18 protein-coding genes are annotated in these 22,776 nt (G+C 48.1%); 11 read left to right on the forward strand and 7 right to left on the reverse strand.

Features of this window, described 5'->3' with window-relative positions:
* Positions 1-22: 22 nt before the first annotated feature.
* From BLV50_RS12080 to BLV50_RS12090, 3 genes are all read left to right on the forward strand, one after another.
* Positions 23-1,480 (forward strand): 3' terminal RNA ribose 2'-O-methyltransferase Hen1, encoded by a 1,458-nt coding sequence (locus BLV50_RS12080; protein ID WP_090807913.1) that lies wholly within the window; start codon positions 23-25, stop codon positions 1,478-1,480.
* Positions 1,477-4,155, forward strand: a complete 2,679-nt coding sequence (locus tag BLV50_RS12085; protein ID WP_090807915.1) for a polynucleotide kinase-phosphatase — start codon at positions 1,477-1,479, stop codon at positions 4,153-4,155. The genes BLV50_RS12080 and BLV50_RS12085 overlap by 4 nt, the downstream gene beginning before the upstream one ends.
* A 247-nt stretch (positions 4,156-4,402) precedes the next feature.
* Entirely contained in the window at positions 4,403-4,654 is a 252-nt protein-coding gene (locus BLV50_RS12090; RefSeq protein ID WP_063567677.1) for an RNA-binding protein, read from the forward strand.
* Positions 4,655-4,850: 196 nt separating this feature from the next.
* Here BLV50_RS12090 and BLV50_RS12095 read toward each other — a convergent pair whose 3' ends face one another.
* Positions 4,851-5,771 carry an AEC family transporter gene (locus BLV50_RS12095; RefSeq protein ID WP_063567676.1) on the reverse strand — a complete coding sequence of 307 codons (921 nt, stop codon included), beginning with the start codon at positions 5,769-5,771 and terminating at the stop codon, positions 4,851-4,853.
* Between the two features lie 121 nt (positions 5,772-5,892).
* On the opposite strand from BLV50_RS12095, the gene BLV50_RS12100 reads away from it, so the two are divergent.
* The 3 genes from BLV50_RS12100 (at position 5,893) to BLV50_RS12110 (ending at position 8,765) form a co-directional block, all read left to right on the forward strand.
* Complete coding sequence (locus BLV50_RS12100) at positions 5,893-6,408, forward strand: mismatch-specific DNA-glycosylase (RefSeq protein ID WP_090807917.1); 516 nt, start codon at positions 5,893-5,895, stop codon at positions 6,406-6,408.
* 199 nt (positions 6,409-6,607) lie between these two features.
* Complete coding sequence (locus BLV50_RS12105) at positions 6,608-7,180, forward strand: RNA polymerase sigma factor (protein ID WP_090807919.1); 573 nt, start codon at positions 6,608-6,610, stop codon at positions 7,178-7,180.
* Positions 7,161-8,765 (forward strand): DUF4179 domain-containing protein, encoded by a 1,605-nt coding sequence (locus BLV50_RS12110; protein WP_090807921.1) that lies wholly within the window; start codon positions 7,161-7,163, stop codon positions 8,763-8,765. Before BLV50_RS12105 ends, BLV50_RS12110 begins: the two co-directional genes overlap by 20 nt.
* Before the next feature lie 148 nt (positions 8,766-8,913).
* Here BLV50_RS12110 and BLV50_RS12115 read toward each other — a convergent pair whose 3' ends face one another.
* The gene (locus BLV50_RS12115; protein ID WP_090807923.1) at positions 8,914-9,972 is read right to left on the reverse strand and encodes a LacI family DNA-binding transcriptional regulator; all 1,059 of its coding nucleotides are present in this window, start codon (positions 9,970-9,972) and stop codon (positions 8,914-8,916) included.
* Positions 9,973-10,219: 247 nt separating this feature from the next.
* Here BLV50_RS12115 and BLV50_RS12120 point away from each other — a divergent pair, with 247 nt between their 5' ends.
* Positions 10,220-11,539: a glycoside hydrolase family 125 protein gene (locus tag BLV50_RS12120; RefSeq protein ID WP_063567671.1), complete on the forward strand. Its 1,320-nt coding sequence runs from the start codon at positions 10,220-10,222 to the stop codon at positions 11,537-11,539.
* A gap of 299 nt (positions 11,540-11,838) precedes the next feature.
* On the opposite strand, the gene BLV50_RS12125 is transcribed toward BLV50_RS12120, so the two are convergent.
* Both BLV50_RS12125 and BLV50_RS12130 read right to left on the reverse strand, forming a co-directional pair.
* Positions 11,839-12,894 (reverse strand): Gfo/Idh/MocA family protein, encoded by a 1,056-nt coding sequence (locus BLV50_RS12125; RefSeq protein ID WP_063567670.1) that lies wholly within the window; start codon positions 12,892-12,894, stop codon positions 11,839-11,841.
* 75 nt (positions 12,895-12,969) lie between these two features.
* A complete protein-coding gene (locus BLV50_RS12130; RefSeq protein WP_063567669.1) occupies positions 12,970-13,857 on the reverse strand; it encodes a sugar phosphate isomerase/epimerase family protein in 888 nt (295 codons plus the stop codon).
* Positions 13,858-13,987: 130 nt separating this feature from the next.
* Here BLV50_RS12130 and BLV50_RS12135 point away from each other — a divergent pair, with 130 nt between their 5' ends.
* Positions 13,988-14,875, forward strand: coding sequence for a helix-turn-helix transcriptional regulator (locus BLV50_RS12135; RefSeq protein WP_063567668.1), 888 nt, complete (start codon positions 13,988-13,990; stop codon positions 14,873-14,875).
* Between the two features lie 126 nt (positions 14,876-15,001).
* On the opposite strand, the gene BLV50_RS12140 is transcribed toward BLV50_RS12135, so the two are convergent.
* Positions 15,002-15,685 (reverse strand): hypothetical protein, encoded by a 684-nt coding sequence (locus BLV50_RS12140; protein ID WP_063567667.1) that lies wholly within the window; start codon positions 15,683-15,685, stop codon positions 15,002-15,004.
* Positions 15,686-15,949: 264 nt separating this feature from the next.
* Here BLV50_RS12140 and BLV50_RS12145 point away from each other — a divergent pair, with 264 nt between their 5' ends.
* Complete coding sequence (locus BLV50_RS12145) at positions 15,950-16,867, forward strand: PD-(D/E)XK nuclease family protein (RefSeq protein WP_063567666.1); 918 nt, start codon at positions 15,950-15,952, stop codon at positions 16,865-16,867.
* A 151-nt stretch (positions 16,868-17,018) separates the two neighbouring features.
* On the opposite strand, the gene ald is transcribed toward BLV50_RS12145, so the two are convergent.
* Positions 17,019-18,152, reverse strand: coding sequence for an alanine dehydrogenase (gene ald, locus BLV50_RS12150; protein ID WP_063567665.1), 1,134 nt, complete (start codon positions 18,150-18,152; stop codon positions 17,019-17,021).
* 190 nt (positions 18,153-18,342) lie between these two features.
* On the opposite strand from ald, the gene BLV50_RS12155 reads away from it, so the two are divergent.
* Positions 18,343-20,013, forward strand: a complete 1,671-nt coding sequence (locus BLV50_RS12155) for a PucR family transcriptional regulator (RefSeq protein ID WP_090807925.1) — start codon at positions 18,343-18,345, stop codon at positions 20,011-20,013.
* Between the two features lie 54 nt (positions 20,014-20,067).
* Here the strand turns inward: BLV50_RS12155 and BLV50_RS32455 are convergent, their stop codons facing one another.
* The gene (locus BLV50_RS32455) at positions 20,068-20,352 is read right to left on the reverse strand and encodes a hypothetical protein (protein WP_139295722.1); all 285 of its coding nucleotides are present in this window, start codon (positions 20,350-20,352) and stop codon (positions 20,068-20,070) included.
* 344 nt (positions 20,353-20,696) lie between these two features.
* On the opposite strand from BLV50_RS32455, the gene BLV50_RS12165 reads away from it, so the two are divergent.
* A complete protein-coding gene (locus BLV50_RS12165; RefSeq protein ID WP_090807927.1) occupies positions 20,697-22,766 on the forward strand; it encodes an nSTAND1 domain-containing NTPase in 2,070 nt (689 codons plus the stop codon).
* Positions 22,767-22,776 lie beyond the last annotated feature (10 nt).

The following is a 22,776-nucleotide window of genomic DNA, read 5'->3' on the forward strand; positions in this document are numbered from 1 at the left end:
ATAAGAAGAAGGAGGAGAACTGATGCATCTAATGATGAAAGCAAGAGGAGCAGGGTCAGGAGCTGTATCGCGTTTGCTGGCGAAGAATCCACATAACGTATATGACCGGATGGAAAAAGGTGTACGCGTACGAATTGTGTACATCACCGATACCGAGAGCGAAACGGAAGTGCTGATTCATGCCGAGCCTGATCCTGTTGATCTGGTAAGAGGCACTCCGAACGGTTACGACATTACACAATACATTAATGACCGAGAATTTGTGACGAGCAGTCTGTTCTGCTCTTACATACGTCCTGCGCTGGGGACGGCACTGAATGGTAAACCGAAGGAAGACTATGTGCAATGGGTGGATCACCCGTTCGATATGGAGCTGTCATTTGGACCCGTGGCATCGGACCTACCTGATCGGGTTGTGGAGGAACTATTCACGTCACTTGGCTACGCAGTTACCCTTGAGCGAGATGAGTTGTCTTATACGTTTGATCTGAAAAAGAAAAGCTCCATCCGCCGTGTTAGGCTGCACGGACAGGTCACGGTGCAAAATGCACTGCGTCAGTTATTTCTGCTGATCCCAGTGTTGGACAACTACAAACATTATTTCATCAGTGAAGATGAGATTGATAAGATCAAACGTTATGGCGAAGGATGGCTGGAAAACCATCCGTTGAAAGAGCTTATTGTCCGACGTACACTGCGATTTTCTGAACTAATTCGGAAGTATGAGCTTCAGGAAGGGGCTTTGTCTGTTTCGGTTGAGCAGGCAGGTGAGTTGAATCAGATTTCGGATAAGGATATCAATGAGAATGATGAGGGGATTCAAGATGGCTCCGCAGGTGAGGTTGAGCGATCTGAGTCACCAGTGAGATTAAATGAACTGCGTTATCGTGCAATCACGGAAGTGGTTACAGGTCTTCCAGTCAAACGGCGTATTGTCGATATGGGAGCCGGGGAAGGCAAGCTTTCTGCTCGCTTAGCCTACATTTCGGGCGTGGAATCCATTCTGGCCGTTGAACCATCAGGTCAGTCACGGCTTCGGGCTATGGAGCGCTTTGCGAAGCTGGAAGATCGCAGTGGGGTCATTGCTATGCCGGAGCCTGTGATCGGTTCGCTCTATTATTTTGATGAACAGATGCAAAACCAGGATGTCATGATCCTGTGTGAAGTGATAGAGCATATCGAAGCGTATCGCTTGAACGGAATTATGGATACCATTATGAATGATTATCGACCTGATGTGTTGCTGGTGACGACTCCGAACAAAGAGTACAACGAAGTGTATGCGATGGAGCAGGAGAGCTTCCGTCATCATGATCATCGTTTCGAGTGGACTCGGGCGGAATTGGCTGAACGATGTGAGGAATGGGCACTTCAAGGGAATTATACTTTTGAAATAAGGGGTATTGGTGATTACGCAGAGGAATACGGACAACCTACACAACTGGTCATTTTTGAGCGGAGAAAGGAGAATGAATCATGAAGAACAACAGGGAGCCTAATGAGATAGAAGATACAGTCAGGTGCCAGGGCGATGAGGCAAATACCTTGGATCGAAGACAGTGTGAAGTTCGCTTGCCGCATGCAGGCATCGTTGTTCTGGTGGGGCCTTCGAACAGTGGTAAAAGCACGTTGTTGGATCGTCTCGTTGTAGAAGGTGTCATCCGAAGAACCGAAGCAGTCTCATCTGACCAATTCCGAATGTTAATTGGAGATGACGAGTATGTGGATTGGAAACATCGGCCTCGTAGCGAAGCAGACGTAATCTATGCCGAGTATCAGCAGGTATCTGCCAAGGCGTTTGAAGCGATGGAGGCGATGCTTGGGGCCCGTTGCCGTCTGAACAAGCTGACCTGGGTTGATGCCACTCATCTGTATCCGGAGGATCGTCAGCGTTTGATTCAAATTGCCAGAAAAGCTCATGTGCCCGTGATTGCTGTCGTACTGGATATCCCTGAAAAAGAACTGCTCGAACGTGATGCTCAGCGAGAGTATCCGCGCGGACGTCAGAGGGTGAAACAACAGTTGCAGCAGTTTAAACGAACACTACGCTCCATCCGTGAAGATGGCTTCGACACTAATTATGTGCTGAAACAGCCCGATGAATTCTCGTTTATCCGTACATCCAACCCTCTTGTGATTGATATGGATACAGGTATCGACATCATTGGAGACATTCACGGCTGTTATGAAGAAATGATGGAATTAATTCTGCGACTCGGATATGTGGATAAGGATGGAAGTGGGCTTTACTATCATCCAGAAGGACGGAAGTTGGTTTCGGTTGGAGACGTAACCAGTCGTGGACCAGAATCGTTAAAATGTCTATTGTTCTGGCAGCGGCATTGTTCATCCGGACTGGCCTACATGATCGACAGCAATCATGGCTGGAAGATAGGACGTTATCTGGATGGTCGTGACGTTACGTTGAGTCATGGCGATGAATATGTGGAGGCCGAGCTTATTCAGTTGGAGCAGGAGCAGGGCCAAGAGACGGCAATGCAAGTACGAGAAGAACTAAGGACATTTCTGCTTGATGCGCCATCGCATCTTATTTTTTCAAGAAATGGCGTACGTCAGGTAGTTGTAGCACATGCAGGGATCCGGGATCACTTTATCGGGAAACAGTCTAAACGCATTCAGGATTATTGCCGCTACGGTGATGTGGAAGGAACGGATGAGTACGGCAGACCGATACGTAAGGATTGGTACGTAGATCACGCTACTGGTGAATGTATTGTCTGGGGACACGATCCACATCCATATCCAACGATAGTGAATGACACGGTCAATATTGATCAAGGTGTTGTTTTTGGTGGCATGCTCACAGCGTGGCGGATGCCGGAACGCGAGGCAATTAGTGTTCCCGCGAAGCAGGATTACGCTCAAGATCCGGATAGTCCACTTAAACGTTGGGAACGGCGAAGATTTGCCCCGCCTAACTTGCGCAAGTTCAAGGAAGGATTCACAGTGCAAACCGGAAGCCGAATGGATGTATCCATTCATGCTGAGGTGGCGAAGGCGGCGATTGATACGTTTTCCCATTTTACCGTACCTTTGGAGGAACTGGTTTACATCCCGCCTACGATGAGCCCACCACCAACAGCTTCTTCGGTTGAAGGGTATCTGGAACATCCGCGGGATGCGTTCCAGTACTACCGATCTCAGGGTGTTACACGGATGGTAGCGGAGAAAAAACATATGGGAAGCCGTGGCATTGTGCTCCTGTTCCGGGACGAACAGATAGCTGAGAAGCGGGTGGGAAGACCAATGCTGGGGAACATTGTGACCCGGACAGGACGTTCCTTTTTTGACCGGACGATTGAGCAGGAGGTGTTATCAAGATTACATGCGGATTTGATCTCAGCGGGTTATTTTGACCGTCATCAGACGGAGTTCGTATTACTCGATGCAGAGATTGTACCTTGGAATCTGAAAGCGCGGGAGCTGATCTCATCGCAGTATGCACATGTAGCGGAGGCCTCATTGATGGATCGGGAATTGGTGGTAACCAAATTGCGTGAAGCCGAGATGGCAGGCCGAGATGTGGAGGAGTGGTTGCAGGACACAGAACGTAAGCTCGCCAATGCTAGAACATTCCGCGACGTATTTCAGAAATATTGCTGGGATGTAGAGGACATCGGAGATATTCGTATTGCGCCGTTTCATACCTTGGCACATAGCACCGGAGCGTTCTGGAATCAGACACATGAATGGCATATGGAGCAAAATCGTGAGTTCGCTCGGATGTCTACGATGATGATGGAAACAGAATATCGCGTAATTGCAGATAGGGCAGATGAAGATGAGGTCATTCGTTGGTGGGATGAAATCACGGCAGAAGGACATGAAGGTATTGTCATTAAGCCGGAAACATTCCGTGCCTGGAACGGCAACAAAATGATCCAACCTGCGATTAAAGTACGAGGTCGTGCGTATTTGCACATCATTTATGGTATGGATTACCTCGCACCGGACAATTTGTCCCGGCTCAGCAAACGCAAAACGTCCAAAAAAGAGCGCCACGCTCTGATGGAAAGTGCCTTGGGTATGGAGGGAATCGAGCGTTTTGTGCGCATGGAGCCTGTGGAAAGAGTGCATGAATGTGTGCTCGCAACATTGGCTTTGGAGTCTGAACCGGTGGACCCACGTTTGTAACAGGATTTGTGAAGCATGAGACTTCTGATTCCTTTAGATGCAAGGTAATAGGGCAGGTTTGGTATATCCAAGCCTGTTTTTGTTTATTTTTCGTCAAAATATTTCATTCAAGATAATTAAAATTAGGAGTTTTAACGTTAATATAAATAACTAAAGCCCTATATGTTTCCAATCCATTCTGGGTAATAATTAATAGTAAGCAAGTGGTCATTGGAATCTCACAACGTAACGATAGGGGGTAACCTGTATGGCGTCAATGATTCTGTTGGTGAAACAGACGGAAGACGATGAAAAGGTTATTTATCGATTCGGACCGAATGAGCGGAAGATGGGACTCATTGAAATGAATAAGGTCAAGGAAAGTGTGAAAGAACTGGAACCTGTTCAGGTCGAGGGTGTCAGTCCGAGTTTTTATTTCAATCGGGCCGCACAGCGACTGGTTCGATGTTTGTTCAGAGAAGGCGGTAAGTTCCCTGAACGGACGACATGTGAATCTTAGTTTTTTAAGGCTGGTAAGTCGAACAACAGACTTGATCAGATGGCATATGAAGATAACAAAAGAGGTCCAAGTGCATCCGGAATATGGATGCGTTGGACTTTTTTTAGTTGAGCTGTTATATCATCCATATCCGCATAACCAAAAAGTTCACTGCTCCTTGGAGGAGAGTGAACTGGACATTTTTTAAAATATGGCATTAGAACGTCTTCGCAAAGGAAATCAGTGCAGTAATTGTAATGATGTTAAGCAGCGTCGAGATCAAAACTGTCTGGGCCGCAAAGTCTGGCTCGTTATCATACTCCTCGGCCAGAATGGACGCATTGACTCCAGTAGGCATACCGGATGCGATAATAAGAGCCTGAGCGGCGATACCTTGCAAACCGAGCAGCAATACAATCGAAATCCCGATGGCCGGGCCAATCAGCAAACGCAGAAATGTGCTAATATACACATCAAGACGATACAGGCGGATTGGATATTTCACAATTTGGGCGCCAAGTGTCAACAATGCTACAGCGACCATACTTTGCTGCGCGTAAGTCAGTGGCATAGACAGGAAAGTGGGCAATGGAATATTCCCCATATGAAACAAAATGCCGAGCAACAGTGCATAAGGAACGGGCATTTTTAGAAATCCAATGATTACCGCACGGTAATTGCCTTTGAGCTTCGCACCTTGAATGGACAGCACACCATAGGTAAATGTCAGCAATGCCTGTAAAGACATGACCAGTGCCTGGATGGAAGAGGCCAGCGGATCGCCACGAAATACCAGGGAGTTGATGGGCAGACCATAATTGCCTGCGTTGTCCAGCATGATGCTGTTGTTGAAGGCGGCCTTCATGCCTTTGTTCATGCGAAGCGAGCGTGCGAACACAGACCCCACAATATAGAGAATAAGTACATATAAGGCGTAAAAAAGCGTGACAGTTCCGAGCAATTCCCCCGACATATCGGAGTGATACATGCTCATAAAGACGGCTGCGGGGGTAATACAATAGAAATTGATTTTGGCGAGGGTGTACAAGTCCAACTTGAACACCTTTTGCATCCAGGACCCGACGGCAATCAGGAGAAAGACGGGCAGGACGACTTCAAGCATGATGTCTGCAATCATCAGTTCAGCTTCCTTTTTCATGAAAATTTCAGTCCGATTTCGAAAATACTTCAACCATTATATCATTTTATACACAGATGAAAGATGTAAATGACTAAAAAAGATGAGGGGGCTTTTCATTATGATTCCAGATCATCTGGATTATGGTTTATCGATATTATTTATTGGATTCAATCCCAGCATCACTTCTGGAGAGACGGGTCATCATTACGCTTATAAAGGAAACCGTTTCTGGCGCATTCTTGAACGTTCCGGATTGACCCCTCGTTTATATGATGCACAAGAGGATGGAGAGTTGCTGAAGCAGGGGTACGGATTTACGAATATTGTGGCCCGACCGACAAGAGGTATGGACGACATTACAAAGGAAGAATATGCAGAGGGACGGCAGATTTTACGGCAAAAGTTGGAGGAATACCGACCAGACATCGCCTGTTTTGTTGGGAAAGGGGTATACACCCAGTACAGTCAGCGTGCCAAAGCGGAATGGGGATTTCAGGACGACCCGGTCGTCAAGGAAATTCATGAATTTGTAGCCCCGTCATCCAGTGGGTTAGTGCGTATGTCGATGGACGAGATCGTAGCGATCTATTCCCAGCTTAGTGATTTTGTCTCAGAGAAAAGCAGAGAGGACTGAAAAACGAAGCAAAAATGAAACTCTACATGGCAGCAAGTGAAGCAGTAACAATGAACCTTCAATGGTTGCAGAGTTCGGCTATCCGGTTTACACCGGGTGGCGCGAATTCTTTTTTTTGGATAAAGTGAGAGGTTTCAGGAAGTGCTTCCGTCTATATAGTACAGAACCATGCATGGAAGCTGTAGAGAAGGGGGATTACATGACTCAACAGATACCAGAGGAGGAGCTCATTCAGCGTATTATTGCGGGGGACAAACAGCTATTTGCTGTGCTCGTGGATCGATATAAAAATAAAGTCTTCGGCATTTTGCGCGGAATGGGTGCGAGTCATCAGGATGCACAGGATCTCGCTCAGGATACGTTTCTTCGGATTTACCGCTATCTTCCGACACGAAGGGAAGGAAGCAGTTTCTCGTCCTGGGTATACACCATCGCTGTGAATCGGATGCGGGATTTTATGCGGCAACAGAAACCTGTGATGACCGCTGTTCATAATGGCTTGGAACAAACCAGTGGTGAAACGCCGGAGAAACATGTACTGCATAAGGAAATGCAGCGTGAAATCTATCGCCAGATGGAGCAACTGCCGGAATCGTATCGGCTTGTGCTGCTGCTTAAATATACGAATGAGCTGAGCTATGAAGAGATTGCAGATATCACGGACATGAGTCCGGCTCAAGTGCGTAATGCACTTTATCGAGGGAAGAAAACGTTGAAGAAACAAATGGAGCGCAAAGGAGGTTTATCGACGTATGAAGCCTATTCCAAATGATGAGAATCGATTGTGGGAACAGCATTTATTCTGTGAGGAGCCGGATGCGGACTTTACGCTTGAGGTCATGCGGAAGCTGGAAGGGGTGTCCATGGAGAGTGCAGAAGACGGGGATCCATTTACGAAAAAGGCTTCCAAGTCCCATTGGATGCGCCGTACGGGAATCGCAGCGGCGGCAGTTTTGATCCTTGTGGGAGGGGCCTGGTTTGCTTTTGATCACACAGAAAAATTGACTCAACCCACGGTGAATGCCGTAAATAACCCGCCATTACCTAACATACCTGTTCCAGAGGAACTTAAGTATTCCTATTATGCCGATGATTACAAACGTTTGAAGCCACTCGGTCTAGTAGTTAATCCAAATATCAACATTGAGGATCAGGGCTACACGCTTAAGATTGAAAATGTACTTGTAGATCGTTCTCAGATTGTAATGACCTTACAGCAAAATGCACCAGATGGCAGTATGATTAATCCGGTATATCCCGATTTGGGAAGAGTTCATATTACAGATGAGAAAGGAAATTCGATTGCATCATTGTCTTCGCCTGGGGATCAGACTCTGTACAGTTCAAAATATCAAAGATTTGTATACCAATTGCAGGACGAAATTCCGGATAAAGTCGTTGTTCGAGGGGAACTTAGTCATTTAAAGATTCCCAGTTATTATAATTCCGAAAAGGAGGAATTTGTGGAATCTAGCGCAACAGTTGACTGGAGCTTTCAATTCAACATCGATATGACCAAAGCCAAATCACTGGCTGTTGAGGCTCCCATGAACAATACCTACACCACTCCTGAGGGTTTGAAATTAGATATGACACAGCTTGTACGTACGCCAAATGGGACCCGCCTTGATATGGACATCAGTCTGGATGATAAACTGCGTGCCAAAGTCGGAGAAGATTGGGCAGATGATATGGACTTGATGTACCACCTCGAAATTCCTGAAACGAGTGAGTATCGAATATTCAACGGGAGCAGACCAGATGCCCGTCAACCCAAGTTCCGGTTCCGAGATTTGAGTGGATTAATGGATGGTGGTCCATGGAAGTTATCGGAGACATGGGACCCTGCTTTTGTTACGGTGGATGCGAAGAAGATTCGCTTTGTCCTGGAAGGCTACACCATCCCAGTGTGGGGAGAGAAGTCGGTGGAAGTGGATCTGGAAAAGATGCGTAAGGATGCTGAAATTTACACCTACGTACTGCAATTTGAACAATATGGAGATGAAATTTTATTTTCTGATTTCAATTTCAAACCGGTGTGGGAATCCTATGACAAAAACTACTCACTAGTCCTGGAGGGAAGTGGTACGTTCCGAAATGCTTTTAATGGCGATCGCTGGGTGGCCGTAGATTCGGAAGGGAAAGAGTATCCTGTTCAAGTAATCGGTTTTCCAGACCAGCCTAATAATGACGGAGAATACGTTGCAGACAATCTGAAATTGGTCATCCGTGGTTTTTACAAAGAAGATGGAACCAAATTCACCTTAAAACGAACAGCAATAATTAACCGAGAGTACCATGATGTGGATTGGAAAGTAGATCTTCCGTCGTACACAAGCCTGCCTTGGCAGAAATAACAGTCATGAATTATTCTCTGCTAACAATGGACTAAACTTAGATGAATAATAAGATAGTGATAAAAGGCCCCGCATAATAAAATGCTGGGCCTTTTTGATATTCAATAAGTTAAGTTGTTCTGATGCTAAAGAAGTTGTGCACATTGAGCTACGCCGATTCCCGTGGAATAAGGGATGTGGATAACATGACTGTTTCCTTCGGTGTACCTGGACGTTCAATTCTGCGCTGCAAAGCTTCGATCGCACGCTGACCGAGTTCCTCTTTGCAGAGGTTGACTGTGGTCAGGGGAGGGGACGATGTAGCGGCGGCATGCACATTATCGATACCGATGACAAGACAATCCCCAGGTGTGGAGAAACCCATTTCCTGCAACTTATTCATCCACTGCAAGGCGATATCATCATTTACGCCAATCCAGGCATCAGGCCGTTCGTCGGCGGGCATGTTTTTGATTGTGGCAGCCAATTGGTCAATCCATTCGCCGTTCTCATAAGGAATATTCCATTCTCTGAACGTGGTCAACCGACTGCTGTCTGCGTGAAAATGGTTCAAAGCCAGTTCGATGCCGATCTTCCGCTGTGCAAAGCTGGCAGCTCGGCCATCATCCGTAATCAGACCGATGCGGCGGCACTGCATCGACATTAAATATCTAGCCACAGTTATGCCTGCTTCCAGGTTATCATGGCTGATGGTATCACAGTTCAACAGTGGCTCCTGATGATCCACGAGCACAATGGGGCGGCCTGTCTGGCTCAGTCGTTGCAGGACTGCATGGGGGAAAGCGCCCATGGCGATGACTCCTGCACAACGTTCCCAATCCAAGTGAGGAGCGATTGCCCGTTCTGGAGGCGTGTGTTCATCAGCGACTCCCAGAGAGGGAGATACAATGGCATGATGCCATCCTCTTTCATTACAGGCAGAGATCATGCCGGAGAGGACGCGCTGCCAATAGTGGGGCTCACCCCGGTTGAGCTGATTCATGCAGATGAGAGCAAATGGGGGCTCGGATTGTTCCGTATGGGTTGCAGTTGGAACAGTGCTGCTTCCGGGGGTGCTTTGGCGATATCCCAAGGCACGGGCTAATTCCAGCACACGGACGCGAGTCGCTTCGCTGACACCAGTCTTGCCACTGAGTGCACGGGAGACGGCATATTTGGATAATCCAAGCTGGTCGGCCAGCGACTGGATGGATACTTTACGTGACATTTCATTACTCCTTCATATGTAAACAATTTGCATAAATCCAACGAGCCATTTCAATCTACAAGATATGATCCAATTTATTTTTTAATATACCATCCGTTATGAATTGACGATCATCTTCCGGCACAGTACACTTACAAATAATAATGTTATTATAATTTATCATAACGAAAATAACAATGCGACACAAATCATTGAATGAAACGATGCAAACAAATATGGAAACTTTAATTCAAAGGAGACGACATCCATGGAACAGTTCAGATTACCGAAAATCCCCATGCCGCATCTGGAATTACCGCAAGCTGTGCAGAACATTCTTACCGAGGCCGAGGAACGACTGCAACATAGACCCAGATTGCTGGCACAGTTCCGTAACTGTTTTCCCAACACGTTGGAAACGACGACAAAGCTATTGGATGATGGGACAACCTTTGTTATTACAGGGGATATCCCGGCAATGTGGCTGCGTGATTCAGTGGAGCAGGTGATGCACTACGTTCCGCTGGCAAAGGAAGACGAACAGCTGCAGCGGATCATTGGCGGGCTGATCAAACGGCATACATTCTATGCGGACATCGATATCTATGCCAATGCGTTTAACGAAACGGCTAATGGATGGCATTGGGATGCAAATGATGAGACAGAGATGTCGCCTTGGGTGTGGGAACGCAAGTTTGAACTGGATTCACTTTGTTTCTCTATGCGGCTCGCCTATGCGTATTGGCGTGAGACGGAATTGACGGATATATTTGACGAGCGTTTCAAGAGGGTGATGGAGAGCATAGTAAGTCTATGGAAAACAGAGCAGCGCCATGGTGAGCAGTCCCCATATCGATTCATGCGGCGGAATTGTCCAGCCCATGATACGCTCCGTAACGAAGGATTGGGGATGCCGGTAAACTATACCGGGATGATCTGGTCCGGTTTCCGCCCCAGTGATGATGCATGTGATTTTCATTATAATATCCCGGCAAATATGTTTGCAGCGGTGACTTTGCGTCAAATGGGGGAGATTGCGAGGTGGGTTTTCAGAGATGAGAAGCTGGTCAGCGAGATGGCTCATTTAGAAGAAGAAATACGACACGGTATTTCCTTATACGGTACTTACCGTCACCCCGAGTATGGGCAGATTTATGCCTATGAGACGGATGGTTACGGCAACTTTTGCCTAATGGATGATGCAGGTACCCCGGGACTTATGTCTATTCCGTATTTGGAGTATGCTTCCACCGAGGACATCGTGTACCAGAATACACGGCGCTTTATTTTGAGCAAGGAAAATCCGTTTTATTATGAAGGACAAGCAGCCAAAGGCATCGGCAGCCCTCATACTCCTCCCGGCTACGTCTGGCATATGGCGCTGTCCATGCAAGGTCTGACCGCAGACAATGATAAGGAAATGCTGGAGATGATTAATCTGCTGGAGAACACAGATGCAGGTACCGGGTACATGCATGAAGGTTTTCATTCAGATGATCCAAACACGTTCACAAGGCCCTGGTTTGCTTGGTCGAACAGCCTGTTCTCGCAGCTTGTGTACAAGGCAATGAAAAAAGGAATTCTATAAAATGATGTAAGTTCAAAAAAATAACTGCCTGCAAAGCAGTCGTTCCGGTTACGAATCGTTCTTTCTATCGCTGTTATCCCCGGATTTTTTGATTCCCTTTTTGTAAGGGGAAATCCGGTGATAAAGGCGAGCACTTCGTTTCTCCAGAATCGATTTCGTTCCCTGCACTACTTCGCGTTTTATCAGAAACTTTTTTTGTACCTTGTATAGGAAAAGGAAGTAGATAAAAAACAATAAAGCCCAAACTGCTAAACTTTTGCAGATTGGGCTTTATTTAATTCAAGTACATAGGCGCTTCGCTATGTGGTTTTCAGCAGATCGGCGATGAGCACCTTTTGACCTGTACGTGCGCTTTCCAGGGATGCGAGAACCATGGCCATACTGAACTGGTTGTCACTGCAATCGGTCTCAGGCAGTTGTCCGGATTCCAGCGCTGCGAACATGTCTTCGAGGCAGCCGTGATGTCCGGTTTTCTCCATGACGGGCAGGTATCCCTCAATCCGCTCACACGGTTGGAAAAAGGACGGTTTGCCTTCCGCATCCAGATGTTGCGCCGAGACAACTTCAGCATAAATGTCATCATTGCCATCCCAGATGGCGGTTCCTTTTTCTCCGGTTACGCGCCAGGATGCTTCCCATGAAGTAGGTACACCTTCTGCGCACCAGGACCCGCGATAGTTAAACACGGAGCCATCGGACATTTCGAAGATACATAGTGCCATCGCATTGCCTTGATACCATGACCCCGGAGGATTGAATTCGTGGCAGTACACCGAGACCGGGTTGGCACCGAGAATATAACGTGCCTGGTCGAAGGTGTGAATCGCCATATCCAGCAGCAATGGACTATCCATCAGGTCACGGAATCCTCCAAAATGTGGACCCAGGAAGAAATCTGCCCCTGCAAAACCGACCTGACCAATCGTTCCGTCGGAAATCAACTGCCGATAGGCGCGAATACGTGGATCAAAACGGCGATTTTGCATCACAGCTTGAATATTGCCCGTACGGCGTGCAGTCTGAACAATATCTTCACAGTCAGAGAAGGATTCCGCCAGAGGTTTTTCGCCAAATACATGGCATCCTTGTTGTAACGCTGTCATTGCAATGCCGTGATGGCTCGCTGGAATGGTGACATCAAATACGATATTGGCATCAGTTGCTCGAATGGCCTCACTGATATCCGTAAACGTGGGACAGGAGAGACCGTGTCGTGCAGCGAGTGCAACGGCAGTCTGTTCATACAGATCGACAAGCCCCACAATTTCCGTGTCCGGTCTTTGCATGGCGTAATCAACCCAGGTGTTGGACATGGCCCCACAGCCTGCCACAACTACCCGATAAGGATGACTCATCCTATCATCTCCTTATGCTTTTCATTTTTTATGCTCTTGCAATGGATATCATGCAACTCAATGTTAATCCCGTTTCTATACCGGATTGGGAACAAAATCTCCACCACGACATTGTTTCAAATATTTTAAAGCGTGCACCTGTCCGGTCATTTCGAGTTCATCTTTGTAGACAGGATCATGCCAACCTTCAATATCAATCGTTCCCTGATACCCATTTTGGCGCAGAATCGTAATGATGTCGGACCAGTTGGTATCCCCGAATCCAGGCGTACGGTGCCAGACGAATTCTCGTGGGCCGTGCACGCCATATTCTTTGACGATGTCCCAGGCAATGGTGGCATCTTTGCCGTGCACATGGAACACTTTAGGCGCCCACTTGCGCAGCTGCGGAATCGGGTCGATCAGGCTGGACATTTGATGGCATGGCTCCCATTCCAATCCGATGTTTTCGTCAGGAACTGCATCGAACATCATCTCCCAGGCCGTTGGATTATGCGCAATGTTCCAATCACCCGTCTGCCATGTACCGCCCATATCACAGTTTTCAAAAGCAATGCGTACACCCCGGTCTGCAGCCCGGCGTGCCAGTTCTCCAAACACTTCCTTGAACCGTGGGATTGATTGGTCAATCGGTTGATCGGTCAGTCGTCCGGTAAACCCGGAGACGATATCCGCTCCGAAGAGGTGGGCATGGTCAATCACCCGTTCCCAACTGGCCAGTGTATCGGCATTATCCCCGACTCCGGTGAGCGGATTGCCGAACACACTTACTGCAGAGATGACAATTCCCTGTTCGTCCACGATTTCACGGACACGTTTGGCTGTCTCAGTGAGGTCCAGATCACCAGTCGTTTGCCAGAAGGTCAGATTGAATGATTCGAAGCCATGTTTCATAATCTGTGGAATGACGCGGACTGCGTCATGTCCACCTACAAGTGTGCCTATACGTAACGGATTATTCATGGTTGTATTTCACTCCAATATTGGCTTATAGTACTTCGTGACACACTCATTATAGCCGGGCATCTGCCGGATGGCTCTATACAATCTTGTGCAATATTAGTCTGATCTTGTGGGGAGAGGAGGAGACAGCGTGCTGGACCTGAAAGCGCTTCACGAAAATACCCGCATTGACCATAAATCGCATCCATTTCAGCTGTTCCAGAATCGTTGCTGGGGGATGAAAACGGAAGAATGCATTCTGTACTTGCACTGGCATGAACACTTTGAACTGATTTTTATGCGGAAGGGAAGTGCACTGTTTCATATCGACAGCAGGCCTTACGTAGCTCAAGCAGGTGAGGTTATTATCATTCCTGGAGGGGCGCTGCATGTTGGGTATGCTCTGGAGGAAGGGGATATCCATTTTGATTCGGTTGTGCTCAACAGTGCATTATTTCATGATTTTACCCATGATCCCGTTCACTTGAAATATGTTGCTCCCTATCTGGAGGGGAAGGTAAGATTCCCGGTAAAACCGGCGGAGCACGACATAGCTTGCCAAGGCTATTACTCCCTGTTGGATGAAGCCATCGAGGAGATGGCCTCACAGCCGCTTGCCTACCAACTGGTTGTGAAATCCAAGCTGCATGCCTTGTTCACACTGCTTGCCCGTACATTTATGCCACACCAGCTTCCTGATAAAACAAAGGGATCGTATTTTCCCAATCGGGAACGTTTCAAACATTTGATTGAGCAGATTGAAGCGGAGCCAACAGGGAAAATATCCGTTACCGAGGCAGCCGGTCAGGTGGGTCTGAACACGTATCATTTTTGCAAAATGTTCAAAAAACTGACTGGACGCACCTTTGTAGAATATGTGAATGGGTGCCGAATGACGAAAGCCGAACAGTTGCTGCAGGAGAGCAGCCTTACCATTACCGAGATCGCTGCTCAGGTTGGCTGTGATAATGCTAACTATTTTACGAAGCTGTATAAACAATACAAAGGGATGACACCCTCGCAGGGGCGTTTAAAATAGGAAGGCCTTGCGTCAACAGGGTACAAACAAAAATCCGGATCACCGCCAGAGATGTGCGAGTAATCCGGATTATTTTATGAATATCAGATATCAGAACAAACATTTGATCTGTTTTATAAACATTGCTTATTTCATGAATTTCGAGAATAATCGGTTGGCCTTCTTGGAGAGGTCGTCCAATTTGATATTGGCCTGATCCAGTTGATTGTATCCCCATTTGATCGTTTGCAGCATGCGTGGGGAGATGGGCGTACCTTTGATCCGTGGATAAATATTGTGATAGGCCCAGACGAGATGCTCCCAGCGATTATCGTTGCCGTCCTGAATATACTCCGAGACGTCGATGACTTTTCCGCGTCCATTCTGGAGAATTACATTTTTTAGGTGAATGTCCCGTGGATTCAGGCCACGGCTGCGTACTGCCTCACGAGCTTCGTCCACATCGAGCATGACCTGCTCGGGGACCGGGATTCCTTTTTCCAGACATTCGAGCAAGGTATCTCCCGCTTCAAAACTAATCACAAGAACATTCCGGCCGCTGCCGTAATAGGTAGGGAAGTAGGGCAGGCCTTTGAGCTGCTCATATACCTGTTTTTCATTTTCAAGTTTGTCCAGGGCATGATCTGAGTACATCTTGAAGGCATACTGTGGCAAGCCGTCATACGTAAATACCGCCGCATCCGTTCCTGTACCAATACAATTCAGTCCTTCTACATGGCCAATGATGTTCACGAGCTCATTCCGGTCGCTTCCGATGACTTGGATTTGTTGTAATGCCTCTTCCGCCTGGAACCAATCCGGTCGATTCATGGGTGGTGCCTCCTTTTAGGATATGCCTGTACAATTCATCTGTCTAACTGCAAAATCCTGTACTCTTTTAGTATAGTATGTGTTCTGCGTTGTAATTTCATCTTTTGGTGATGTTACTATATAAACGTTACGCATTGAATCGGAAACGGTTGCGGATAGAAGAAAATTACGGAAGGGTGCTTGCGGCGTTTTTGCCCTTTCCTATATACTGTGAGCATTAAGGGATCTCATGCAGATCCGGCATACAGAAAGGCAGAATATCTTATGGCACAATACCCGCAGTGGTCTTATTCGCAGTCGCGGGCGAGTATGTTCGATGAGTGCCTGCGCAAATATTATTATCATTATTATGGAGCCCATAACGGCTGGAAGGCAGAGTCGGCTGATGAGATGCAGGTACGTCTGTATCGATTGAAGCAGCTCAGTAATCTATACCTCGTATTCGGTGACCTCGCACATCGGATGTGTGAATCGGCGGTACGTAGCAGGGAAGAAGGCAAGGATAAACCTCGTGAGCACTTCCTGGAACTGACGATGCGCAAGCTGCTGAATCAGGCGTATGTGGAATCCATGGATCAGGATCAGTGGCGGCTCGACCCCAAGAACCGGGTGATGTTGTCCGAGATGTATTACGGGGATGACACGTTGAATGACCGGATTGCCACGATCAAAGAACGAGCCTCGGCCTGTGTCGGCAATCTGTATCAGACGCTCACGTGGGAGGACTTGTCCCGTGCGAGTACGGATATTTTGGAGATTGAGAAATGGGATACGATGATGCTGCACGATACGCGTGTGTATGTGAAGATGGACTTGTTATATCGTCGCAGCAACGGCAACATCGTCATTGTGGACTGGAAAACGGGCAAGGAGGATGACTTCTCGGATCAGTTGATGCTGTACGCATCCTATGTGAGGGAGCATTACCGGGTTCCACTGGAGCAGATTGAGCTGCGGGTGGAGTACCTGTTAACCGGGACACACCGAGAGTTTACGGCAACGGAAGAGGATATCCTGAAGGTGGAGGAGAACGTGGGGCGGTATATAGCGGAGATGCGCTCCTGTGTGGATGATGAGTATTACAACCGTCCCAAGGACGTCTCGTATTTCACGCCAATGCCTTCACGCCGCGCTTGCCGGGACTGTAATTTCCGTGAGGTGTGCAGCGAACGTGTAGTATAGAGCGCCACCCGAAGCATCTTCAGATCTCATTCCTATTTCATGTAAAAATAAAACAAGAAGCGCCAGCCTGGACAGGATCTGCCCGGACTGGCGCTTCTATTACGTTCCACAGGCCGGCGACAAGGCGCCAGGTGGAACGGTCATATCAAGATTACTGGACCGCGGCGGTATTCTCCAGCGCCTGTCCTGCGGGAACATAGGCATGCCCGAGATCCCGGGCAACCGCCTCATACGTGATATGTCCATTCAGCACGTTTATCGCGCTGCGAATGGACGAACTGCCGCGAATCGCGGCGGCTGCACCGTGGTTCGCCAGCTGCAGCGCATAAGGCATGGTGGCGTTGGTCAGCGCCACCGTAGACGTGCGCGGCACCGCGCCCGGCATGTTCGCTACCGCGTAATGCACCACACCATGCTTCACATAGGTCGGTTCATCGTGGGTCGTGATATGATCAATGGTCTCCACAATTCCGCCCTGATCAATCGCCACATCGACAATGACCGAACCGGGTGCCATGGTGGTGACCATTTGCTCGCTGACTAGGGTTGGCGCTTTGGCGCCTGGAATCAGCACCGCACAGATCAGCAGGTCGGCAGCCGCAACAGCCGACGCAATATTGGATGGACTCGATACCAGCGTATGAATCTGATTGCCAAAAATATCATCCAGCTGGCGCAGACGATTCAGATTCAAATCGAGGATGGTCACATCCGCACCCAGACCAATCGCGATTTTGGCGGCATTCGTGCCCACCGTCCCGCCACCAATAACGACGACCTTGCCACGGCTTACGCCGGGTACGCCGGATAACAGAATGCCTTTGCCACCTTCCGTTTTCTCCAGCAGCTGCGCTCCAATCTGAGCCGACATCCGTCCGGCAACTTCACTCATCGGTGTGAGCAGAGGCAGCGTACCGTTAACTTCCAGTGTCTCGTACGCAATGGCGGTTACCCGGCTTTCAATCAGTGCCTTTGCCAGTGCAGGTTCCGCTGCGAGGTGCAGGTAGGTGAAGAGAATCAAGCCAGGACGGAAATAGGCGTATTCGCTGGCAAGGGGTTCTTTGACCTTGATGATCATATCTGCCTCAGCCCACACAGTTGAAGCTGTATCCCGAAGCTCCGCTCCAGCCGATTGATATTCGTTGTCTGTGAATCCACTGCCCAATCCTGCGCCACGTTCGATCATGACCTGATGTCCGGCTCTGACAAAATCAGCAGCTCCAGCTGGGGTCATTGCTACACGGTTTTCATTGTTTTTGATTTCTTTCGGAATTCCGATTCTCATCGCCATGCACCTCGTCCATTTAATGGTTGTTAGCTTATACTACAAGTTTATGACCTGGATCATCGTTTTGCACCTTACCTCATGTCTATGTTTTGAAGAATTGATTCAACATAATGTCGAGAAAAGACTATTCAGGACATTTACCCATCGCTTATAATGTAAGAAAAAATGACACTATGAGGGATCGATATTGAGAAATGACCGCGTGTTTACGATAAAGGATATTCTGGCTCGCCCCGTCTTTGCCAAAGCCCGGCTTGCTGCGGGGGAAGAAGGAACATTACGTCAGGTTGGATGGGTTCATGTGTTGGAGATTACCAATGTTTCTCCATTTGTAAGTCCCCATGATCTTATTTTATCCACTGGACTATGGCTTCAATCGGAAGAAGGGCGCGAAGAATATCTGCTCCAGTTAATCCGGAGCGAAGCGGCGGGGCTCTGCGTGGAATTTGGTACGAGCATTCATGGCATTCCCGAAGAATTGATTGAACTGGCTGACAGGCATCAATTCCCGCTTATCGTGTTTGAGCAACCGGTCCGTTTTGTTGAGATCACGCAAGATATTCACGCTTTGCTTATTAATCATCAACACCAACTGCTGAAGAGTCTGGAAACCTATTCCCGTCAGCTTCAGCAGCGAACATTACAGAGTACAGACATGTCGGCTGTACTTCATCTTCTGCATGAATACGCGGCCAAACCGGTTGTGTATATCTCGTCCATGGAACCGGGCAGTTTTGTGCCGGAGCTACCTTCGGAGACACAGCAAGCGATCTACACATGGTACGAACAGGAGGTTGAGCATCTGGATCTCAATGATTCAGACACCGAATTATGGTTCCATCTGGATGAGGAACAGGTGTTACTGTGTCACCCGGTCGTATGTTTTGGTCAGGTTTTTTCCGCGGTAGGCATGGTTGTACATCCTTCAGCACCCGTCGAGTATCTTAAGCTATTGCTCGATTATACAGCGAAGGCTGCGGCGGCACTGACTCTGCGGTCGCAGTTTCTGGAGGAGAAGATGGTACGCAACCAGAATGAACTGATCCAGGATCTGATGAACGGTAACATTCTTCATGAAGAGCAGGCGCAGACCCGAATGGGGCTCCGTCTGCTGGTAAAGGGACAGTACTGGTTTGCCGGCGGGGTTATTGAGATGGAGCACCGTCTGAAAGGCATCGGCCGTGAGCGAATGGAAACCAACCATCAGGATATTCTGGTTCTGCTGCGTTCATTACTCAAAAAGAACAATCTGGCCAGCCTCATCATGCTGAAAAATAATCAGGTATATGTATGCTGTGCCAAGGAAGAGAGCAAGACATCCACACGAAATCAACTGGTAAAGTCACTTGAAGGCATTATTGTTGATGTGAAGAGATTTGCGAGTCGCAACCTGAAGCAGGTTACGATCCATGCCGGATTTGGCAAGGTGCGTAACCGTTTAACAGGATTGCCAGACAGTCTGCGGGAAGCGTATCAGGTCATCGAAGTTTCACGATCCGTAGATCGGCTAGAACATATTCATTTTTACGAACGTATGGGTATATATCAAATGTTAAAAGCATTGCCCCAATCGTTTCTGCAGCCTTTTGTGAATGACCATCTGGGTGTTCTGATTGAATATGATCGGACACATCATCTAAGGCTGGTGGAGACCTTGGATGCCTTTCTGCAAAACTTCGGTTCCAAGCGGGATGCAGCTGCTCAATTGTTCATACATCGGCAAACTCTGTACAATAGATTGGAGAAGTTAGAAGAATTAATGGGACCTGATTTTATGGATCAGGAAAGAAGAATCTGCCTGGAGATGGCGCTGCTTGCTCATGCCATGATCGAGGAGGAACAGGATTTTTCGTCTTGATGGATCAGGCTGGAAGACAGTCTAGACTGTGCACTATTGAAAAACATGCACAGTCTAGCAATTTTTACTGATGCGACGAGTTTGTCGTAATGCTCTCGGTAATACAGGGTTGCCAGAATCCGGACGGCGGCCGCGAAACAGTCTCGGTTGGCCAGAGGAAGGTGCAAGGGATAGTGAGGTGGGAGCAGCCAAGCGGTATGGTGAAGAGCTGCGCTCTGGAAGAGTTCCCGTCTCCATTTTTTTGGATGAAACATCGGTTTGACGCAACCATTCATCAAGTCGTTCACGGTTGATTCCTAGTTGTCCGCTCAGATTACAGATATCGAGGTTTTTTTTCACACAAATCCGCCTTTCCTGGAATATCGGGCTGTATAGGTTCTGAAAGGGAAGCATGAAGTTTGAAAATAGTAGCTGCTTATGGACTTCAGCGTTCTGAATCACATCAAATGCCCACTTGATTGGTGTGCTCGATTAGCGGAATGGCGAATATGTTGAACATCCTCATGAAAGATGTATGTACCCAGTGTTAAACGTTTGCATACAGCTGTTTTGTGTATTTTACTATAATTTGGCTTTTATCTAGATTTTATCACTTCACATGTAACTGTGCGTCTCAATATAGTCTCAACTTGTGAGAAAATACGGTTAAGGGAAAGTACCAGTATCTAGTACGGAGGACACAGATGGAAAACAGTAGTGAGATTCAATACGACAGCCATTATGGTCATGGAAAACGTTTTGTGGGTCGAGCCAAGGAACTGATGCTGTTGGACCGATGGCTCAGCAATCCGGAAGCACCTTTAACCATTTTTTCAGTTACGGGCATGGGGGGGATCGGTAAATCATCCTTGCTGTCCGAGATGTTGTCCATTGCTCGAAACCAGGGAGCAACTGCCATATGGATGGATGGCAGATCCTGCGGCTCTACACCGTCTGTTTTTTTGGAGTATCTCTCCTCTACATTGGGACTTGAGACAATGGGGAGTGATGGTAACAAGCGGCCATTAAGCCTGCTGAGTGAAACTTCAGTTCAGAGGCGGCTGGTCCTTGCTGTGGATAATTATGAGGAGCTGGCTCTTCTGGAGAGTTGGTTTATGGAAGTCTTCGTATCCAAGCTCCCGTTATATGGAGTACTTATTATTCTGGCCTCACGACCGGAGCCGGCTTCAGCATGGCGGACACATCCAAGGTTGCGGCAGCGCCTCGTGCAGATGCCTCTTCAACATTTTACGGGTGAAGAAGTGTCCGAATACATTGCGGTGGCAGGATCATTGAACAGGAGCATAGCGGGGACGATTGCGCGTATGACGGATGGACATCCGCTCGGGCTAGCGCTTGCTGTGGAGGCAGCGGATCAGCGCAGGAATATTCCTATCTCCGATTGGACTGAATTGTCTCAGATGATTAGTGCCAGACTGCTGCTTGAATTGACGCTTCCCCGGCTGCACCCGATGGTAGAGGTATTAACGCTGCTGGAAACGGCGAATCAGGAATTGTTGGCATCTGTGCTGCAAACAGAGGTGACGCTTGAAGAATACAACGTCCTGAGGCGTATGTCATTTATCCGTTCCGGTCCTAATGGTTTGGCGCTGCATGATATGGCCAGACTGCATTTGCTTCGGGATTTCCGCCAACGTGAACCACAGCGTCTGCAAGCCATGCGTGTGCGAATAGCGGGGCTGTTGAAGCCGCTCCATGAACAAGCGGGTCCACATGAGAGACGCCAGATTACCAGGAAAATGCTCCTTTTGTGTCAGGAATCCATGCTACAGCATCGGAAGTATGCTGATGTATCGGCAGATTCACTATTTTCTCCGATGGAAGTGATGCGAGCGGAAGATTTGCCGGCGTTGCACAAATTGCTCCAACAGTGGTGTGAATATAGTGTGGAGCCCTGGCAGGCGCCGTCTTATCCTGCTTTTTTAGACGAACTTGCACAGCGTTATCCTGAGGGAATTGTACTGATGCGTGACAAGGAGGGCGATCCGATCGCGATGTTCATTACGGTGCTCGTGCACCGGGAGAGCAGCGGGATGTTGTGCAACTATTTTCCGGCCGAAATGCAGGAATGTTTCACACCAGAAGAGCTGGATTGTGATCCGGACCAGACGGATACTCACTTTGCGGTTCTCGCTGCAGCAAGGGATGATGTGCCAGGTTACAAACGTGAAGAACTTGTGGGTTATATGTCGCTGGATCGTCTGTCACTACTGGGAGAAGGGGCCAGGGTCATATTGGTCGCAACCAATCCGTATCTGAAGCTGTTTTTGCAGAACATTGGTTTTCGGAGTAAAAGAGCACGTACTCGTTTATGTGACCTGTATGAAGATCAGGCATCTGTGCTGGATCTGGATTTACGTAGCGGGCAATTCGGTGACTGGGTGATGTCCCTTTTGGGTCCGGATACAAAGAGCAGCGGGTTACAACAGGGGACATCTGGCGTGAGTCAGGTTCCCTGGTCCGAACAGGATGTACGCAAAATGCTGACTCATCTGCACTCTCCCGGAGAATTGCATGGGTACGCAGCGCGAGTGAATGGCTTGACGGATGGAATTCAATTACAGACTCATATCCTGGATTTGCTGGAGGGCCGGGTTCATGGTATCTCCCAGCAGGATCAGATGCTGTTATACATGGCCTATTGGACACATGCTGGCAATCCAACTGCCGCAGCACAAGCATGCTCCATGAGTCGGGCGACATTCTATCGGCATCTGCGAGCGGCTTTGGTCCGACTGGCAAGAGTGCTATAGGTGATAGAAA

The sequence above is a fragment of the Paenibacillus sp. 276b genome, assembly GCF_900107875.1.
Lineage (GTDB): Bacteria > Bacillota > Bacilli > Paenibacillales > Paenibacillaceae > Paenibacillus > Paenibacillus marchantiae.

Excerpts from the sequence above, each read along its gene's own strand:
- BLV50_RS12080 (WP_090807913.1), top strand. The coding sequence starts at position 23 with ATGCATCTAATGATGAAAGCAAGAGGAGCAGGGTCAGGAGCTGTATCG.
- BLV50_RS12085 (WP_090807915.1), top strand. The coding sequence starts at position 1,477 with ATGAAGAACAACAGGGAGCCTAATGAGATAGAAGATACAGTCAGGTGC.
- BLV50_RS12090 (WP_063567677.1), top strand. The coding sequence starts at position 4,403 with ATGGCGTCAATGATTCTGTTGGTGAAACAGACGGAAGACGATGAAAAG.
- BLV50_RS12095 (WP_063567676.1), bottom strand. The coding sequence starts at position 5,771 with ATGATTGCAGACATCATGCTTGAAGTCGTCCTGCCCGTCTTTCTCCTG.
- BLV50_RS12100 (WP_090807917.1), top strand. The coding sequence starts at position 5,893 with ATGATTCCAGATCATCTGGATTATGGTTTATCGATATTATTTATTGGA.
- BLV50_RS12105 (WP_090807919.1), top strand. The coding sequence starts at position 6,608 with ATGACTCAACAGATACCAGAGGAGGAGCTCATTCAGCGTATTATTGCG.
- BLV50_RS12110 (WP_090807921.1), top strand. The coding sequence starts at position 7,161 with ATGAAGCCTATTCCAAATGATGAGAATCGATTGTGGGAACAGCATTTA.
- BLV50_RS12115 (WP_090807923.1), bottom strand. The coding sequence starts at position 9,972 with ATGTCACGTAAAGTATCCATCCAGTCGCTGGCCGACCAGCTTGGATTA.
- BLV50_RS12120 (WP_063567671.1), top strand. The coding sequence starts at position 10,220 with ATGGAACAGTTCAGATTACCGAAAATCCCCATGCCGCATCTGGAATTA.
- BLV50_RS12125 (WP_063567670.1), bottom strand. The coding sequence starts at position 12,894 with ATGAGTCATCCTTATCGGGTAGTTGTGGCAGGCTGTGGGGCCATGTCC.
- BLV50_RS12130 (WP_063567669.1), bottom strand. The coding sequence starts at position 13,857 with ATGAATAATCCGTTACGTATAGGCACACTTGTAGGTGGACATGACGCA.
- BLV50_RS12140 (WP_063567667.1), bottom strand. The coding sequence starts at position 15,685 with ATGAATCGACCGGATTGGTTCCAGGCGGAAGAGGCATTACAACAAATC.
- BLV50_RS12145 (WP_063567666.1), top strand. The coding sequence starts at position 15,950 with ATGGCACAATACCCGCAGTGGTCTTATTCGCAGTCGCGGGCGAGTATG.
- ald (WP_063567665.1), bottom strand. The coding sequence starts at position 18,152 with ATGAGAATCGGAATTCCGAAAGAAATCAAAAACAATGAAAACCGTGTA.
- BLV50_RS12165 (WP_090807927.1), top strand. The coding sequence starts at position 20,697 with ATGGAAAACAGTAGTGAGATTCAATACGACAGCCATTATGGTCATGGA.